This is a genomic window from Arthrobacter sp. NPDC090010, from assembly GCF_044748305.1.
Classification (GTDB): Bacteria; Actinomycetota; Actinomycetes; order Actinomycetales; family Micrococcaceae; genus Arthrobacter_E.
Window position 1 is genome coordinate 462,923 of record NZ_JBIVFT010000003.1, and the last position, 16,578, is coordinate 479,500.

General features: G+C 67.0%; 19 protein-coding genes. 8 read left to right on the plus strand and 11 right to left on the minus strand.

The genetic code is table 11. The features are described 5' to 3' along the window. Positions 1 to 155: 155 nt before the first annotated feature. Positions 156 to 1,493 carry a flavin monoamine oxidase family protein gene (locus ACIPXZ_RS07570; RefSeq protein WP_400591981.1) on the minus strand — a complete coding sequence of 446 codons (1,338 nt, stop codon included), beginning with the start codon at positions 1,491 to 1,493 and terminating at the stop codon, positions 156 to 158. Positions 1,494 to 1,788: 295 nt separating this feature from the next. On the opposite strand from ACIPXZ_RS07570, the gene ACIPXZ_RS07575 reads away from it, so the two are divergent. After that, positions 1,789 to 2,493: a TetR/AcrR family transcriptional regulator gene (locus tag ACIPXZ_RS07575; protein WP_400591863.1), complete on the plus strand. Its 705-nt coding sequence runs from the start codon at positions 1,789 to 1,791 to the stop codon at positions 2,491 to 2,493. Positions 2,494 to 2,673: 180 nt separating this feature from the next. On the opposite strand, the gene ACIPXZ_RS07580 is transcribed toward ACIPXZ_RS07575, so the two are convergent. The 3 genes from ACIPXZ_RS07580 to ACIPXZ_RS07590 are packed head-to-tail and all read right to left on the minus strand — an operon-like array spanning position 2,674 to position 4,520. Beyond that, positions 2,674 to 3,684 (minus strand): NADP-dependent oxidoreductase, encoded by a 1,011-nt coding sequence (locus ACIPXZ_RS07580; RefSeq protein ID WP_400591865.1) that lies wholly within the window; start codon positions 3,682 to 3,684, stop codon positions 2,674 to 2,676. A gap of 16 nt (positions 3,685 to 3,700) precedes the next feature. Further along, the gene (locus tag ACIPXZ_RS07585) at positions 3,701 to 4,096 is read right to left on the minus strand and encodes a DUF1304 domain-containing protein (RefSeq protein ID WP_400591867.1); all 396 of its coding nucleotides are present in this window, start codon (positions 4,094 to 4,096) and stop codon (positions 3,701 to 3,703) included. A gap of 1 nt (position 4,097) precedes the next feature. After that, a complete protein-coding gene (locus ACIPXZ_RS07590) occupies positions 4,098 to 4,520 on the minus strand; it encodes an organic hydroperoxide resistance protein (RefSeq protein WP_400591869.1) in 423 nt (140 codons plus the stop codon). Positions 4,521 to 4,570: 50 nt separating this feature from the next. On the opposite strand from ACIPXZ_RS07590, the gene ACIPXZ_RS07595 reads away from it, so the two are divergent. From ACIPXZ_RS07595 to ACIPXZ_RS07610, 4 genes are all read left to right on the plus strand, one after another. Then, complete coding sequence (locus tag ACIPXZ_RS07595; RefSeq protein ID WP_400591871.1) at positions 4,571 to 5,011, plus strand: MarR family winged helix-turn-helix transcriptional regulator; 441 nt, start codon at positions 4,571 to 4,573, stop codon at positions 5,009 to 5,011. Positions 5,012 to 5,198: 187 nt separating this feature from the next. Continuing rightward, positions 5,199 to 5,921 (plus strand): GNAT family N-acetyltransferase, encoded by a 723-nt coding sequence (locus ACIPXZ_RS07600; RefSeq protein WP_400591873.1) that lies wholly within the window; start codon positions 5,199 to 5,201, stop codon positions 5,919 to 5,921. Between the two features lie 101 nt (positions 5,922 to 6,022). Continuing rightward, a complete protein-coding gene (locus ACIPXZ_RS07605) occupies positions 6,023 to 6,787 on the plus strand; it encodes a hypothetical protein (RefSeq protein WP_400591874.1) in 765 nt (254 codons plus the stop codon). A 22-nt stretch (positions 6,788 to 6,809) separates the two neighbouring features. Next, entirely contained in the window at positions 6,810 to 7,487 is a 678-nt protein-coding gene (locus ACIPXZ_RS07610) for a FadR/GntR family transcriptional regulator (protein WP_400591876.1), read from the plus strand. A gap of 20 nt (positions 7,488 to 7,507) precedes the next feature. Here the strand turns inward: ACIPXZ_RS07610 and ACIPXZ_RS07615 are convergent, their stop codons facing one another. Together ACIPXZ_RS07615 and ACIPXZ_RS07620 are read right to left on the minus strand one after the other, a co-directional pair. Next, complete coding sequence (locus ACIPXZ_RS07615) at positions 7,508 to 8,164, minus strand: FadR/GntR family transcriptional regulator (protein ID WP_400591878.1); 657 nt, start codon at positions 8,162 to 8,164, stop codon at positions 7,508 to 7,510. A gap of 76 nt (positions 8,165 to 8,240) precedes the next feature. After that, complete coding sequence (locus tag ACIPXZ_RS07620) at positions 8,241 to 8,918, minus strand: FadR/GntR family transcriptional regulator (protein WP_400591880.1); 678 nt, start codon at positions 8,916 to 8,918, stop codon at positions 8,241 to 8,243. Positions 8,919 to 9,147: 229 nt separating this feature from the next. Between ACIPXZ_RS07620 and ACIPXZ_RS07625 the strand changes: the two genes are divergently transcribed. Beyond that, positions 9,148 to 10,434 (plus strand): helix-turn-helix domain-containing protein, encoded by a 1,287-nt coding sequence (locus tag ACIPXZ_RS07625; RefSeq protein WP_400591983.1) that lies wholly within the window; start codon positions 9,148 to 9,150, stop codon positions 10,432 to 10,434. Here ACIPXZ_RS07625 and ACIPXZ_RS07630 read toward each other — a convergent pair. Continuing rightward, on the minus strand, positions 10,398 to 11,024 hold the full coding sequence (locus tag ACIPXZ_RS07630; RefSeq protein WP_400591882.1) for a thymidine kinase: 627 nt from the start codon (positions 11,022 to 11,024) through the stop codon (positions 10,398 to 10,400). The two genes, ACIPXZ_RS07625 and ACIPXZ_RS07630, sit on opposite strands and share 37 nt — an antisense overlap. Before the next feature lie 76 nt (positions 11,025 to 11,100). Then, entirely contained in the window at positions 11,101 to 11,463 is a 363-nt protein-coding gene (locus ACIPXZ_RS07635) for a cupin domain-containing protein (protein ID WP_400591884.1), read from the minus strand. 142 nt (positions 11,464 to 11,605) lie between these two features. Here ACIPXZ_RS07635 and ACIPXZ_RS07640 point away from each other — a divergent pair, with 142 nt between their 5' ends. Then, on the plus strand, positions 11,606 to 12,382 hold the full coding sequence (locus tag ACIPXZ_RS07640) for an SDR family oxidoreductase (protein ID WP_400591886.1): 777 nt from the start codon (positions 11,606 to 11,608) through the stop codon (positions 12,380 to 12,382). Positions 12,383 to 12,540: 158 nt separating this feature from the next. After that, positions 12,541 to 12,747, plus strand: a complete 207-nt coding sequence (locus ACIPXZ_RS07645) for a hypothetical protein (protein ID WP_400591887.1) — start codon at positions 12,541 to 12,543, stop codon at positions 12,745 to 12,747. 163 nt (positions 12,748 to 12,910) lie between these two features. Here the strand turns inward: ACIPXZ_RS07645 and ACIPXZ_RS07650 are convergent, their stop codons facing one another. The 3 genes from ACIPXZ_RS07650 to ACIPXZ_RS07660 all read right to left on the minus strand — a co-directional run bounded on the left by ACIPXZ_RS07650 (position 12,911) and on the right by ACIPXZ_RS07660 (position 16,411). Continuing rightward, positions 12,911 to 14,251, minus strand: a complete 1,341-nt coding sequence (locus ACIPXZ_RS07650) for a DUF3100 domain-containing protein (protein ID WP_400591889.1) — start codon at positions 14,249 to 14,251, stop codon at positions 12,911 to 12,913. After that, positions 14,248 to 15,453 carry a M20 family metallopeptidase gene (locus tag ACIPXZ_RS07655; protein ID WP_400591891.1) on the minus strand — a complete coding sequence of 402 codons (1,206 nt, stop codon included), beginning with the start codon at positions 15,451 to 15,453 and terminating at the stop codon, positions 14,248 to 14,250. The genes ACIPXZ_RS07650 and ACIPXZ_RS07655 overlap by 4 nt, the downstream gene beginning before the upstream one ends. Before the next feature lie 88 nt (positions 15,454 to 15,541). Further along, positions 15,542 to 16,411, minus strand: coding sequence for a MurR/RpiR family transcriptional regulator (locus tag ACIPXZ_RS07660; protein WP_400591893.1), 870 nt, complete (start codon positions 16,409 to 16,411; stop codon positions 15,542 to 15,544). Positions 16,412 to 16,578 lie beyond the last annotated feature (167 nt).

Sequence of the window (16,578 nt, forward strand, 5' to 3'; positions counted from 1 at the left end):
CCCCGCCCCGGCGGGGGGGGGCCCCCCCGGGGGGGGGGGGCCCCCCCCCCCCCCGCCCCCCCCCCCCCCCCCCCCCGATAGCGGACTCGGCCGGTGGGTGGCGGTGGAATCCGGATGGGCAGACGTTACGCCGGGCCCAGTCGCACCAGGCCCAGTTACGCCGGGACCGCGGCCGCCCGGAGTGCCGTGTCCAGGCGGGCGGCCGTGTCCGTGCCGATGCGGACTCCGCCGTCCACGTGCATGTACCCGGCGCCCTGGATGTCGGAGCTGGCGAAGAACACCGGGCCCACGGGCTCGTTCTGCAGGTGGCCCCAGCGGCTCAGCCCGCCCAGGTCCCAGCTGCTGGCGTAGGCGCCGCGGGTCCATTCCTCGGAACCCCAGTCGGACAGGTAGAACGCGATCGGTTCGAGCGCCTGCTCGCCGAAGTACGCGGCGAAGGACTCCAGAACGGCGGCACGGCGCTCCTCCTCGGGCAGCGCCCAGGTCTCCTCGGCGCGCTCGCCGACGATGAAGCCCACGATCATCCCGTGTTCGTCTCCTGCCACGGTGTTGTCGTACACCTCGCAGACCCGCTCATGGGACGCGAAGCCGGTGCCCGAGAGCCCGTCCTCGCGCCAGAACGGGGTGGAGTATGCGGCCTGCGCCTTGATGACCAGGCCCATGGACTGGTGCTGGTGTGCCACCTGCCGCGGGCGGGGGAGCGCTGGGACGTATTCAAGGGCGGAGTACAGATTCGGCGGGACGGCGACGACGGCGAAGCGCGCCTTCACGATGAGGCGGTCGCTGTAGGCGGTCGCCGCCCCGGGCTCGCCGTCGGCGTCGGACGCCCATTCCAGGCGTCGCACCGGGGTGGAGAGACGCACGACGTCGTCACCCAGCTCCGCGGCGATCTGCTCCGAGACGGACTGCATGCCGCCCACCACCCGCTCGTCGAGGAGGATGCCCTCGTCGATCAGGTGCTCGAACTTCTCCGCGGAGGCGACCATGAGCATGGCCTGCAGCACAGAGAAGGTGTGCGAGTGCTTGGTCAGCATGCCCGCGGCGATGTAGTGGTCGACGATGCGCGCCGCCTCGTCGTCGTCCGTGAGGGAGCGGAGCCAGGCGTTGAACTGGATGGAGTCCAGTTCGGCGGCGCGGGGGTGCTTCCAGGGGGCTGCGGCGTCGATCTCGGCGGACAGCCCGTCCAGGGCGGCGACCAGTCGGTCGATCTCCTGCAGGGTCGACTCGGAGACCGGGAAGTCGCCTTGGAAGGTCCGGCGTGCGCGGTCCCGGCCGATGTACACGGAGTCCCCTTCGCGGTAACGGGAGAAGGTCTCCTTGCCGAGCTCCTTCAGGAGGGCCTTGAGGGCGTCCTGGTCGGAGGAGACCCATTGCCCGCCGATCTCGAAGAACTCGCCGTCGATCGTCTCGGACCAGGTGCGGCCGCCCACACGGTCGCGGGCCTCCAGCACGGCCACGCTGTGGCCCGCCTCGCTCAGGCGGCGGGCGGTCATGAGGCCGGAGATGCCTGCACCGATGACGACGACGTCGCGCTCAAGCGTCGGAAGGGCGGTCTCCTGGAGGGTGGTTGCGGCGGTCTGAGTCACGGCCGGTCCTTTCGGTCTGGGGCGGCACGACACTGTGCCGGTGATCCGGCTCATAGTGCCGGAGGGTGCCAGACGATGCTAGGGACGGTGCGGAGCGCGCAGCGAGCGATAAGGCCAAGCCGTTCATTTAGTGACCATTCAGTGCTGAAAATTCAGGACTTCCAGTGTTTCAACCGTTCATTTATTGGCATACCATCGGCCTATGACGATCCCCGCAGCCCGTCGCCGGGGCCGTCCGCGCGAGAGGGTGCTGGACGCGGAGGCCATTCTCGACACCACCCTGACCGTGATCCGGGACGCCGGCCTCAAAGGTCTCACCATGCGTGTCCTGGCGCTCCGGCTCGGGGTTTCGGTGAGCGCTCTCTACCATCATGTCCCGTCCCGCGCAGGTCTTCTGGCGAACGTGCAGGAGCGGTTCGCCGAGGGTCTGGACGTCTCAGGCTTCGGGAACATCCCGCTCCGTGAGGCGCTGGCCCGCTGGGCCTGGAGTTACCTGCACCAACTGCGCCGCCAGCCCGAACTGGTGCCGGTGATCGTGGAAGTGCCGCTGGCTCAGGCGCCACGCAGTTCGCTCATGTACCAGCGTGTGATCGCCGGTTTCGCGGTGGCGGGCTGGCCGGAGGAGAGCACTGTCGCTTCGATGAGTGTGCTGGAGACGTTCATCTTCGGTGCGGCCTTGGACTCGCCGTCGCCGGACGACGCTTATGAGCCTCAGGGGGCGGAGCACTCACCCTTGCTGGCGCGTAGCTATGCCGCCTTCTCCCAGGCCGTGGAGGATCAGGAGGCCAGGCCCAGGGACCTGGTCTTCAGTATGGGGCTGGAGGCGATCCTCACCGGCTTGCACTCCCTCTGGGGTTCGGGCCGGGGCTGGGCTCGTGCCGGGGCGGGCATGCGGCCGGACGCCTGACCGCGCGGGATGCAAGACCTTGATCTCACGCAGCCGAGTCCGCTATCCAGGGCGCGAGTCCGCTACCCGGGGCAGCGGACTCGCGCCCTGGATAGCGGACTCGGCGTAGAGAGTGGGTCGGCGTAGAGGTGGGGACTGCCTGACACCGGATTGGGGCGCGGGCGCGACCCGTGTGGATGCCTAGATCCGCACCAGCATCTTGCCCGTGTTGGCGCCCTTCATCATGGCCAGGAAGGCGTCGACGGTGTTCTCGACTCCGTCCACGACGGTCTCGTCAAACGCGATCTTCCCCTCCGAGAACCACGCGTTCATGTGATCGGAGAACTCCTTGCCGAGGTGCAGGTAGGAGCCCAGCGTGAAGCCCTGGAGACGCAGGCCACGGGTGATCATGTTCGACATATTGTCCGGTCCGGGTGCCGCTTCCATCGTGTTGTAGGCCGAGATCGCGCCGCAGAGCGCGGCCCGCCCGCCGTCGTTGAAGGCATCCAGGGCGGCTTCCAGATGGTCGCCTCCGACATTGTCGAAGTAGACGTCGATGCCCTCCGGAGCAGCCTCCGCGAGCTGCGTGCGGACGTCTCCGTCCTTGTAGTTGAAGGCGGCGTCGTAGCCGTACTTCTCGGTCAGCAAGGCCACCTTCTCGGCCGAACCCGCGGATCCGATCACGCGCTTGGCGCCCAGGAGCTTCGCGATCTGACCGGCTGCGGTCCCGACGGCGCCGGCCGCGCCGGAGATGAACACGGTCTCGCCTTCCTTGAGAGCTGCGATCTCGGTGAGGCCCACATAAGCGGTCAGGCCGGTCATGCCGAGGATGTGCAGGCGGAGAGAGAGCGGCAGGCCAGGGATCTCCGGGACCGCGCGGAAGGTCTTCGCAGACTCCTGGACGCCGTCCATCCAGCCATGATGATGCAGCACCACGGTTCCCACCGGCAGTTCTTCCGATGCGGATTCCACCACACGGCCGATTGCGCCGCCCTTGACGGCCTCGCCGAGCGGATACGGGGCGACATAGCTGCGGCCCTCGTTCATGCGGCCGCGCATGTAGGGATCCACGGAGATGAACTCGTTGCGGACGCGGACCTGCCCGGCGGCGAGCTCGGGATGGGCCACGGTGGCGGTGTGGAAGTCTTCCGGGACGGGCCAGCCCTTCGGGCGGCGTGCGAGCTGGATTTCGGTGGTGGTGAAGTCGGTCATGGGGTTCCTTCCGGGGTCAGAGGATGATGCCGAGGAGCAAGGTGATGATGCCGAGTGCGGGGATGACGCCCTGCTTGAGGGCGGCCGATGCCTTGTCCGGGCTGGAGAGCAGCAGAACCAGGCTGGCCGCGACCATGGAGCCGGTGCCGGTGAAGATCAGGGTGGTGCCGACGGCCGTCTGGCCCGTGGCGATGAGGATGATGCCCAGGGCCACCGCGACCGCCAGGAAGAGATTGTAGAAGCCTTGGTTGAAGGCCAGCTCCTTGGTGGCTGTGGCTTCGCTCTCGCTGGTTCCGAACACGGCGCGCGCTTTCGGGGAGGTCCAGGCGATGGATTCCATCCAGAAGATGTAAACGTGAACCAGTGCGGCGATGCCGCTGAGCACGAGACCGATGATGGCGAGGGCGCTCATCTCAGGCCACCGACAGTTCGACGTCGATGTTGCCCCGTGTGGCGTTGGAGTACGGGCACACCTGATGCGCCTTGGCGATCAGCTGCTCGGCGTCGTCGTGCGAGAGGGCGGGAAGCGCGACCTCCAGCCGGACCGAGAGGCCGTACCCGCCGTTCGGCAGCGAGTGCAGCGATACATCCGCCACCACCTCGGACTCGCCGGCGTCGAGCTTCGACTGGGCGGCCACGAGTTTGAGAGCGGAGTGGAAGCAGGCGGCGTAGCCGGCGGCGAAGAGCTGTTCCGGATTGGTCGCTCCACCGGCGCCCCCGAGCTCCTTGGGGGTGCGGACCGGGGTGTCGAGGAGTCCGTCGGACGATTGGACATGGCCGTTGCGACCGTCGCCGTGCGCGACGGCGGTGGCGGTGTACAGTGCAGTGGTTTCCATGTACGAAACTATATTGTGCACAATCTAAATGCGCAAACTAGAATGGATCCATGACCTACGAGCAACTCGACCTCGACGCGCAGCTGTGCTTCCCGCTGCATGCGGCCTCGCGTGCCGTGACGCGGGCCTATGGGGAGCTGCTGGCGGAATCGGGGCTCACCTATCCGCAGTATCTCGTGATGCTCGCGCTCTGGAAAGAGGAGCGCCCGCTCAGTGTCGGCGAACTCGGAGAGCGGCTGCGTCTGGACAGTGGCACGCTCACCCCGTTGCTCAAGCGGTTGGAGGCGGCGGGGCGCCTGAGCCGGCATCGTTCGCCGGAGGATGAGCGCAAGGTCCTCGTTTCGTTGACCCCGGAGGGCCTGACGCTCCGGGATGTCCTCGCCGAGGTGCCGGGACGCCTGGCCGAAATCGTCGGCCTCGGCCTGGAAGATGCAGAGAAGCTCCGCAGCCTGCTCAAGACGGTGATGAGCTCACTCGACGCGCTTCAGTGATCTCCCATGCCCCGGAATTCACCGCGTCATCATTGAAAATCAGTTGTCATTGCTGTCATGACTGACTAATTTTCATGTCATTGAGCCGGCGTACCGGTTGGCTCGCTACGCTACTGGGGACAACGACTGCGGGCGCTGGAAAACGCGCCAATGCGGCGGAGGGAGATGCGTGGGTTCACGGGGTGAGATGATCACCGTCCGCGAACCGTACGACGGCGAATGGGGGCCGCTGGCGAGGGTTGCGGGCTACGCCGGAATGGATGAAGCCGAACTGTCGGCCCTGGGCGTTGGGGATGTGAGGCTCGGCTCGGCGGTGCCTCGACGAGCCCTGGGGGTCAAGGCATTCCGGAAGGCCTTGCTCAAGGATCACGGGACCTTGGGAGTCAGCGGGACGCCCCTCATGCTCTCCAGCACGGTACTGATCGCCGTGACCACCACGAATCGAGTCGCCGGAGTGGGTGTCGTCAGTCCTGATGTGCAGGAGATCCAATCGGTGGCTGCGCGCGGAGGCGCGCAGGAGCCGATCTTCACTTTGAGGGGTCTGGCCAATATCCACCGCTTGCGCGGGGTCGGCGTCGACCCGGACTTCCGGGGGCGAGGCGTGGGGCGGGCTCTGCTGAACGCCCTGGTATGGCACTACCGGCTGTCCGGGATGTCCTTGCTCCAGGGCAGGCTTCCTGCCGGCTCCGGGAAGGAGGTGCGCGGATTCCTGCGCGGATCGGGTTTTCGCGTGACGGCGCCCGGGGTATCGCTGGACATCAGCCGGATCTTCGGGATTCCGGCGGTACTGGCACCCGCGCCCGGTGAGCGGCTGTTCTATCAGGGCCTTCAGAATCCCGGCGCCGATGATTGGGAACTCCCGGGCCTCATGGGCGACGCAGGGGGCGATGCTGGGTCGGCCGCATCGTGATGCCGAGCGCCGACGGGCGGCAAATGTAGGACAACTGGTAGAATGGGCCGTGCGATACGTCGCACTTCTTCATCAGGCCAGGTCCGAAAAGGCAGGTTTCCGTGGAGCCTCACCGAGCCCCGATCGTCGTCCGTGATCCGCGAGAGGCCGATTGGCCCGGACTGCGCCGCCTCCTGGGAAATGACGCCTCCGGCTGGCTGGCCGGCCTTGGCGACGCGCACTGTCTGGGCGCGGCGATCCCAAGAAGGGTACGTGGGCTTCCGGCCTTCCGCCGGGCGATCGGGCACCCGCAAGGTTGGCGGGAGATTCCGTCGGCGGTCGTTGAGAAGACCACCACGATCCTGGTGGCCGTCGACGCCGAGGGGGTTCTCCTGGGCGCGGCTCTGGTGCGTCCCGACGTCCCCTTCGTGCAGCGCATCGCACACGGTTACGCCTCCCGCCGTGAGGAGATCTTCGTGAGCGGACTGGCCGATGTCCCACGGTTGATGGACCTCAGGGTGGTGCCGGAAGCCAGGAGGCGGGGCATTGCGAAGGCGCTGCTGAGCGCTGCCGTCTGGCACTACGAACTGGCCGGTGCCGCCCTCCTCTACGGGAGTGTCCCCCGTGAGCCGGGTCCGGCCGCGTTCGGCCTGTTGCGCGCGGCGAGGATGCATCTCGCCGCTCCCGGGGCGGTCCTGGATCTCAGCCCGGTTTATGGTGTGCCGGTCGTGCTGCCGCCGCAGCCCGGGCAGCGTTTCTTCTTCCGGGACCTGCGGATGCCGGGACAGGCCCACTGGGAGCTGAACGACGACGGGGGCGCGAAGAATACGCCTTTCGGGGGAGTCGCCGGAGCCGGTCGCCAGCGTAAAATGCAAGGGTCGACCTAGCCTTCGAGGAGCTGGAATTTCCGTGCCGAGCCTCACCTCAGTCCATGCCCCCGGTGCGCTCGAACTGGGAGATCGCTTCCGGACTCTGATCCTGGAGGGTGCTTGGCCTGTCGGTTTCAAGGTACCCAACGACGCAGCCCTTTCTCGCGAGTTCAATGCCTCTCTGGGAGCCGTGAAAGAGGCGGTCCGCGGGCTGGTCCACACGGGGCTCCTGGAAGCCCGCTCCGGCCGGGGCACGTTCGTGAAAGCCACGAACGAGCTGGTCTCAGCGGTGGAGGAACGTGCCCGGGATGAATGCACCCTCCATGCCATGGAGGCCCGCGAAGCGCTGGAAAGCCGCGCCGTGGCGTTGGCTGCCGAGCGCATCACGGCAGAGCAGCTGGGCCGGCTGGACGAGGCGCTCCAGGCCCGCGGTGCGGCATCGGACCTGGCCGAGCTGACTCGTGCGGACATCGCGTTCCACCGTCTGATCGTCGAAGCGACCGGAAATCGGCTCCTTGAGGACATGTATGAAGGCTTGGACCAGGCGAGGATCTTCGATCTCAGTGGCCTTCGCGACACCTCCCCTGAAGAGTCGCTTCAGGCCGAACACCAAGCCGTGCTGGACGCCCTTCGCTCCCGTGACCCCGGGCGGGCGACGTCGGCGGCACTGGTTCTTTTGAGCAGGGTCCGGACCAAGGTGCTCGGCCCGGACGCCTAGGGTTTCTTCAGCGTGACACCTCAGAGAAGCTGGTCGGCGAGACGGGCCGCCGCGTCGGCCTGACGGGCCGCGATCGCCGTCAGCAGTTCGCGGCGCGCAAAGGCTGGATCGTCCTGGCTCCGTCCGTCGTCGTCGTGCCCGAGGCTCAGGTTCTCCAGAATGAAGAGCCGCTCGTAAACGCGGAGCATGAAGTCGTTTCCCGAGGCGAGGATCACCTCGCGTTCGAAGGCTCCGGGCCCGCTCAGGGAGACCGGGCCTCGGCTGTCCGTGTCCTCGTGGAGCGCTTCGATCAGCTTGCTCATGTCCTCCGGGGTGGCTCGGGAGGCGGCGAGTCTCGCGCCTTGGCTGAGGAGGGCGCGGCGGGCTTCCACGATGAGAGCTGAGCGCCCCTGCTCATTCCCGAGGTCCCCTGCCGTGTAGCCGGGTCCGGATCCCTGAAGGGCGATCACAAGGCGGCCGTCCTCTGGTCTGATGGTCAGAATGCCGCGCAGGCGGAGACCTTCGATGATTTCGTGGACATCGTCGATCTCCGAGGCGCCGAAGATCCGGATCAGCTCGTCCTTGGTAGGGAGCGGAGTGCCGCTGGGCCATACCCCGGAATCAATCCAGTGTTCCAGGCGGCGTGCGAAATCGGGAGGGTAGAGGGCCGGTCGCTGAGTGATGTGATCGGAACGCACACATCAATTGTACGACAAATGACATTTTTGAACACTGAAAGTTCAAAACGGGTGTTCGGCCGTCCGCCTGTCCGGATTATTCGCCGGGATCGGAGCGATCGGTTCCCGCGAGCAGGCTGAGGGTCGCCTCGACGGCCGCGTCGGGATCGTGCTTGGCGAGCGCGTCGAGGATGGCCTCGTGCTCCTCGCGTAGGAAGTCGAGAGTGTCCAGCCCTGAGTAGTTGCTCGGATCGTGGATGACGGCGGGTTCGAGTCCATGGTGAAGCTCGGTGATGAGCGGGTTTCCGGACGCCGCCACCACGGCCTGGTGGAATTTCACGTCGGATTGGAGCCGTTCCTGGAGGTCCTCACCCTCGTAGCGTCCGCGGAGGAATCCCCGGAGTTCTTCGAGCTGCTCCTCGGTGATCCTCTGGGCTGCGAGCCGGGCTGCCTGGATCTCCAGCGCCTCACGTACCTCGAAGACCTCGTTGATGCGTTCCTCACTGATGCGGCGGCCGAGAACGGCGCCGAGTTCGCTTGTTGAGCGGACGTAGGTGCCGTCTCCTGGGCGGGATTCCAAGAGTCCGAGGTGCACCAGGGCCCTCAGGGCCTCTCTGACCGTGTTCCGGCTGGTCCCGAAGGTCTTCATCAATTCGTGCTCGCCCGGGACTTTGGTGTCGATGGGCCAGGTTCCGTTGACGATCTGCTCGCGCAACTGTGCACCGATCTGAACGGAAAGCGGGACATTGCGGACAGTGGGATGAAGGTGATGCACCCCATAAGCGTAGGACATTTAGCAAGGACTCGTGGGAAAAGGAGGAAATGCCACACATGTTGCAGGGAATTCTGCCCATTTCAGAGGATTTCGGCGCTCCGAATATTTGAGCTCACGTGCCATTCCGCACACTTTCAGTCAAATGTACTACATTAAGCATGATCGAGGTGAACGCGTGCTGGCGGTCCGCTCCTCGGCACGGAACGGAGGAAGGATCGTCGTGGGCAGTATGTTCGGGGCCCGTTTGAGGGAGGAGCGCCTCGCCCGTGGCCTGACGCAGGAGCAGCTGAGCGGGCCCGTGTGCTCAAGCAGCCACGTTTCGATGCTGGAACGGGGTGCGCGTGAACCGGGGCCTCTCGTGCTGGATGCCCTGGCGGAAGCCCTCGGGCTCCCGCGGGAGGAACTCGAGCATTGGAACACTCAGTCCTCAGCTGCAGCTCTGGAGGGGGCGCAGGCCGCGCTCCAGGCACGCACCGCCTGGGCTCTGGGAGACCATGAGACGGCTGAACGCTTCTCCCGGGCGGCGGCTCATCTGGCGATGGAGACCTCCTCCGAGGGGGTGCTGCATGAAATGAGTCTGATGGGCGTCGAGAGTCTGATCAGATCAGGAAAGTATCGGGAAGCACGCAAGTGCGTGAAGGCCCTTCTGGAGGATCCCCGGAGATCGTGGGGGCCCGGTGCTGCGTCCGAGCTTCATCAAATGGCTGTCAGGGTCGCCCTCACGCGGAAGGCGGTCATCGAAGCGGAATGGCATGCGCGGGAGGCGCTGCAGTGCGCGACCCTTCTCGGACCGGGTTCGCCGATCCGCTTGGCGGCGATGTGTGCGCTGCTCGCCGTCCTGCTGGAGCGCGGCAGAACCGCGGCAGCATGGCGCCTGTGCCTGACTCTTGAGGGCACCGAGTGGCAGCGCTCGCCCGCTCACCTCCTGGGCAGGCTCGCCCGGGCCATGGGGGATGCCGCCTTCGCGCGGAACAGATCGGAGTACGGGGTCAGACGCCACGAAGAGGCTTTGGCGCTACTCTCACCGCTGGTCGATCTCGGAGAATGGCTGGACTTCAACCTCAGCTCGGCGAGATTCAGGCTCGATGCCGGGATGATCGATGACGCCACTGCGCGGTGCCTGGAACGTGCACGGTTCGCGGCGACGGCGTTCAGAGGCCGCGACTCCTCATCCTCCTGGCTCATGTTCCTGGAGGCGCAGTGGCTCCATCTCAAGGGTCGCCACGAGGAGGCGCAGGAACGGCTGGATGACTTTCTGCTGCAGGAAGCGGTTCCCGACGGCGCCGAAGCCCACGCGGCCTTTCTCCGGGCGAAGATCTTCCTGGCCCGGGGCGCCCGGTCCCAGGCGCTTGACCGGCTGACCGAAGCGCAGGACAGGTTCTTCCGTTCAGGGGATGTGGCCGGTGCGCGCCGGGTGACCGAGCAGCTCCTGCTGCTTGCGCGCCTCGGAAGTGCGCGCAGCATCCTGGCGCCTGTGGGTCAGGGATTGAGTGAGCCGCCGGTCTCCGCCAGATAGCAGCTGCCGCACAGCGACTCGTAACCGACGTCCTCGCCGTCGATGGCGACCTGACCGCCGTCGAAGATGAAGCGTCCACCGACGATCCGGGTGTTGAAGACCGCCTTGCGCCCGCAGCGGCAGATGGTCTTGAGCTCCTCGAGCGAGTGAGCGATCTCCAGGAGGCGTGCAGCGCCCGGGAAGGCCTGGGTGCGGAAATCGGTCCGGATGCCGTAAGCCAGGACAGGGATGCCGTCCAGGACCGCGATCCGGAAGAGATCGTCCACCTGCTCCGGGCTGAGGAACTGTGCTTCGTCCACCAGGAGGCGGGCGACGGGTGCCATGTCCACGTGCTCCAGCAGGGCTTCCGGATCGTCTCCGGAGGCCTGTTGCCTGAGCAGAGCCCGCACGTCGCTGCCCTGCGGGATGACGAAGTCCACCTCCCGCGTCACTCCGAGGCGGGACAGGATGGATCCGTCCCCTTTGGTGTCGACCCCGGGCTTGGCCAGCAGGACCCGTTGGCCGCGTTCCTCGTAGTTGAAGGCCACCTGCAGGAGGGCCGTGGACTTGCCGGAGTTCATGGCTCCGTAGCGGAAGTACAGCTTGGCCACGCTCAGCGGTCCTCAGGGCGGAAGGGGATGGGCATGCCTGCCATTCTAGGTGGTCGCATGCCGCGATGCCGAGTGCTCAGAGGCTCAGGTAGACCTTGCGGAGTGTCTCGCGGACCGTCCAGACGGTGTGCTGACCCGCGTGCAGCCGGACCAGGTCGCCCGGTGCGAGCTCGAGGGTGCATTCGACGGCGCCCTCGGCGTCCAGGAACTCCACGCTCGCCGAGCCGCTGAGCACCACGAAGGTTTCCTCCGACTCCACATCGGTGGCGGTGCCGGGCGTCATCTCCCAGACCCCGACGCCGCAGTCGCCGAGGTCTTCCAGCTCCAGGATCGCCGCCGTGGGGGTTCCCGTGCGGACCTGCTCGGCAGGAAGCGGATGGTGGGTGAGGGGCAGGTCCGGGACTCGGTGCAGAGTGGCGTGGCGGGAGCCGGTTTCCATGGATTCTCCTGAGATGGTTGCCGCCCGGGCGGGCGGGTACCGGAATTCTATACCGGGCGGTTCAGTAACGATCCAGTGCCGGCGGGTGGTGGAGAATGGCCGCAGAGGCGACGAGGCACGGCGTCGCCGGGACGGAGGGATCATGAAGATCGCCATTGCCGGCGCCAGCGGTACGGTGGGGCGCCACGTCGTCGAGGCTGCACGGCAGGGTGGCCACGAGGTGGTGGCGCTCACGCGTGGCACCGGCGTCGACGTTCGGGAGCCTGGCACGGTGCGGACCGCGCTGGATGGTGTGGAGGCGGTCATCGACGTCCTGAACCTGATGAGTCCGAGCGGCAGGAAGGCGACGGAGTTCTTCGAGGCCACGTCCAAGGTGCTGCTTGATGCCGGCGCCTCCGTGGGCGTCAGGCACCATGTCACACTCTCGATCGTGGGGATCGACCGCGCCCCGCACGGCTATTACGCCGCGAAGCTGGCCCAGGAACGCGCGGTCGGGTCCGGTCCGGTGCCATGGACGATACAGAGGGCGACTCAGTTTCACGACTTCGCGCGCCAGATGTATGAGCTGCTGCGCCTCGGGCCTCTGAGGCTCGCACCGCGCGGGCGGGTGCAGCCGGTGGACACGGGAGAGCTCGGGCAGCGGCTCGTGGAACTGGCGCAAGGCGATCCGCTCGGTCTGGCCCCGGATTTCGCCGGGCCGCAGGAAGAGAATCTGGTGGAGATGGTCAGGTGCTATGCACGTGCACAGGGGGCGGCTGGAAAGATCCCTGCGATCTCGATTCCCGGAGGTCTCGGGCGGGCTCAACGGGATGGCTCGCTGCTCCCCGGCCCCGGCGCCGTCCTCGGCACCCGAACGTACTCCGATTGGCTTGCAGACCAGGGCGTTCGGCCTCATGGAGAGGCATCCACTGCAACGTGATGAACAACACATAGCCCTCGGAGAAGTGTGGCGCACCAGAGGGGCGTACAGAGATTCGGGTGATGCTTGTACAGATGCACATGGGAGTCCGAGTGGTGTTTTTCTAGGCTTGAAGACAAGCTTTCACGCCACAGCAAGACATTCGAGGGGTTTCAACGATGAAGCGCATCGCCTTGGTCCATGAACGCACCGTTTCCAGTGCGGAGACCGGCACTCACTGCCCGGTCTCCGGCATCTGGGTCCCGGAAGAGGATCCGCAGAACGAGCAGTTCATTCCGGAGGGGAGCATCCTCCCCAGCGTGAACGGGCAGGCCACCGTGTGGCGTCGCCGTTCAGGACGCGCAGTCCGGATTCAGACGGCCTGAACCGCAAGATCACAGGAAGACAAGATCACAGGAAGAGCCGCCGGACGACGTCGTCCGGCGGCTCTTCCGTTTAACGCCTCCTCCGCGAACCGCCCATGGCTGCCCTTGTCCGGCTGGCGGAATGTGGTCAGTCATGGGCGATTCGCGGGGCAGGAGGAGGTTCTCAGTGCCAGAGCCCCAGGGAGAACTCGGCGATCAGCGTCGCGAAGAGGAATGAGGCGGTGATGGCGACGAGGCCCACCGGGACGATCCTCCAGCCGATCTTGCGCAGCAAGCCGATGTCCTTGCCGAGCGACAGCCCGGCCAGGGTCAGAACGACCGTGGTGATGGACAGGAAGTCCACCGCGCCGACAGTGTTGTGCATGAATGCGGCGAGCGGCGGGATGAGGGGGCTGGAGAACAACGCCCCCAGGGTCGTGATCCAGATGACGGGCTGCACCTTCCCGCGGCTCAGCTTCCCCAGGTACTGGCTCAGCGCCACAAGAGCCATGATCACCAGGTAGCCCACCAGCGTACTGACGCTGAAGCCTTTGCCTGCGGAGAGGTCCGCGATGGTCGCGGTGACGAGGCCGAGTACGCCGACTGCGGACAGCGTGACCTTCGATGAGACGGTTTCATGGGCACCTGCCTCGGCGACCTCCGCGCGGAAGGCGGCGTTGCCGGCGTCGTCGGCGGACTGGATGCCGGCCGGCTGGGCGACGATGGCGGGGGTGCGGGTCAGCAGGCGGTAGGCGCGGTCCGCGAGGGGCAAGGCGATGTACATGCCGACGTAGACGCCCAGCATGCTGGTGATCATATTGGACACCGCGGCCATGCCGACGATGGCGGACTTGTCCGCCGGATATGCGGCCGTGATGCTCGCGACGGAGGCGGCCATCATGGAACCGGAACCCACTCCGGAGCCCATGGCCAGGGCGAGCGGGTCGAAGATCTTCCAGTTCGCGACAAGGGACGACACGAGACTGATGTAGATCGCGCCGAACACGGTACCGAAGACGTACATGGCCAGCACGCCGCGGTACTCGTCGGAATTGGGGCCGAACCGGCCGGAGACCATCGCAAAGGCGGGTTCGCGGTCCAGTGAGAAGGTTGCTCCCACAGTTGCGCGGCCCATCTTCAGCAGCACCGCCAGCGGCAGGGCCAGCACGATCGTGCCAAGCAGGTGCCCGACCTCCTGCAACAGGAGAGCGGGTCCGGCCTTCAGCAGCGTGGGGATGTTGGGTCCGATGTCCACCGAGAGGCGCATGCAGAGCACGAGCACGGCCACGCCGGACAGGGCGGCGGCCAGCCGCTGAACCTTGACGGGAAGCGGCTTGATCTTCTGAACGGAAAGAACCAGGCCCATGAGGAGGCCCCAGACCATGGGCAGGACCAGCAGGGTGCCGATGCCGACCGGGATCTTCAGGGGGCCGATGAGCTGCGCGACAACGGCGACGGCGAGAGCCAGGGCTGCAAGGGGGAGCGCCTTGGTCTGGGTGGGGGTGGGTGTTGCGGTGGTGGTCATGCGAGTGCCTCTGCGGACGAGGGGTGGTAGGCGGCGGCCGTGAAGCGCGCCTTCTGTTCGGGGTCGGACGCCGCGTCGGCCACGGTGGAGGCCAGGGAGAAAGCGGCGTCGAACATGGCCTCGTAGGCCTCTGGGGTGTCCGCGGCGGCCGTGAAACCTGCGGAGTGGATGGGGAGCGTGGCCCCCGGGATCGCGAACATGGGATGGATGCTGGGGATCACCTGGCTGATGTTGCCCATGTCCGTGGAGCCGCCACCGGAGGAGTCCGGGGCCGGGGTCACGTCGTGGCCCCGGGCGCCGAAGGCGGCGTTCCAGTGGGCGGAGAGCTGAAGGTCCTGGACCAGCGGCTCGTAGAGGGGTTCGATGTCCTGGATGTCCAGACCGGTGCCCGTCGCGAGGGCTGCGCCCTCGAAGCATGCGCGGACGCGGGTCAGGAGCGCCTCGTACTCGGGGAGAGTGAAGGCCCGGCATTCGAAGTCGACGACGGCGTGATCGGGGATGATGTTCGTGGCCACGCCGGCCTCGCGGACGAAAAGGGCCACGCGGTGGTCGTCCGGGAGCTGCTGACGGAGCAGTCCCACCGCGACTTGGCTCAGCACGGCGCCATCCGCGGCGTTGATGCCGCGGTGCGGCATGGCTGCGGCGTGCGCGGCCTGCCCGCTGAAGGTGGCGCGGAAGCGGCCCACGGCCTGCGAGCTGGTGCCTGCCGGATTGGAGGTGCGGCCTTCCGGCCCGGGGTGCGCCATGAGGGAGAGCCCGACGCCGTCGAAGGCGCCGGCGTCCAGCAGGAGGGACTTGCCGCCACCGTGTTCCTCGGCGGGGGTGCCGATGGCCTTCAGCGTGATGCCGAGCTCATCGACGAGCGGGGCCAGGGCCAGGGCGGCGCCCACCGTGGAGCCGGCGATCAGATTGTGGCCGCAGGCATGGCCCACCTCGGGCAGGCAGTCGTACTCGACACAGATGGCCACCACGAGGTCGCCGGAGCCGATGCTGGCGCTGAAGGCGGTGTCCAGGCCGCCGGTGCCGCGTTCCACTGCGAAGCCGTGCTGCTCCAGAAGGGAGGTGATGGCGGCCGCAGCCTTGACCTCTTCGAAGGAGAGCTCTGGATTGGCGTGGATGTAGCGGGCCATCTCCAGGACGGCGGGGCGGGCGGCGGCGAGGGAAGCGTTCAGCTGGTCGCTGAGTACGGCTGAGGAAGGCATGGTGCTCCTGGGAAAGGGGATGCGGCTGCGGACGCCGGGGCGAGGCAGGGTGAGGGCGTGCGGCGAATCGCCGTCGGCGCGAGGGACCTCAGTTGGTGTAGAGGTCCAGGTCCTCCCAGAACTGGGAGGTTCGTTCGATGCCGGCTTTGACGCGCTCGGGTTCGCGCGTTTCCATGCCGGCGAGCAGGCCGTATGCCACGGATGTCGAGGCGGTGGCCGATTGGAAGGCGTAGACGCCTTCCGAGGGGACGAGCAGGAGGTGGTGGCTCGCCCGGGCGAGGTCGGTGGACTTGAGGTCCGTCACGGCGATCACGGTGGCGCCGGCCTGGTGGGCGAGCTGCGCTGCGATCGTGAGGTGCTTGAGGGGCCGCCAGAGGTGGAACACCACGAGGACATCGCCCGGCCCGAGGGAGCTGGTGAGTGAGGCGAGGTGCACGCCTGCGCGGCCTTCGAAGGTGACGGGATAGCCCATGGTCGCGGCGAGATGGGAGAAGACGACGGCGGCACCGGAGTATGAGCCTTGCGCGACGACGGCGATGCGGCGCGCGGCGCAGAGGGCCGTGACGGCGTCGTCGGCGGCCTGGGGGTCGACACTGTCGAGCGCGAGCCGAAGGTTCTCCATGTCGTGGGTCAGCGAGTCGTGCACGGGGGAGCGCACCTCGACGCGGTGCGTCAGGGGAGCGGTGTTCGAGATGTGCACCAGGTAGCGGGCGCGCAGCTCGCGCTGAAGGTCCGGCCAGCCGCGGTAGCCCAGGGCCTGGGCGGTGCGGACCACGCTGGAGCTGTTGACGCCGGCGCGGGCGGCGAGTTCTGTGACGTCACCGTAGGAGGCGAGCTTGGGGTTCACGACCAGTGCGTCCACCACACGGGACTGGGCCTTGGTGAGCTTGATGTCGGGGAGGGCGTCCCCGAGCCAACGGTCCGTGGAGGGGGTGCCGGTGGGTGCGTTCTCGGCCATGCCGCCTCCTGAGCCTCGTGTCCGGTATCGGTGAAGATCGTGTGATCTGCATCTCTTCTGCAATTCTATGTGCAGTTTTATGGTTCTGCATAGTTTTTTGCAAAACTCGGACGAGCGGCTTGCTTTGCGAGACTGGAGGAAGTGGTGGATGCGCGAGGGCGCCTCTC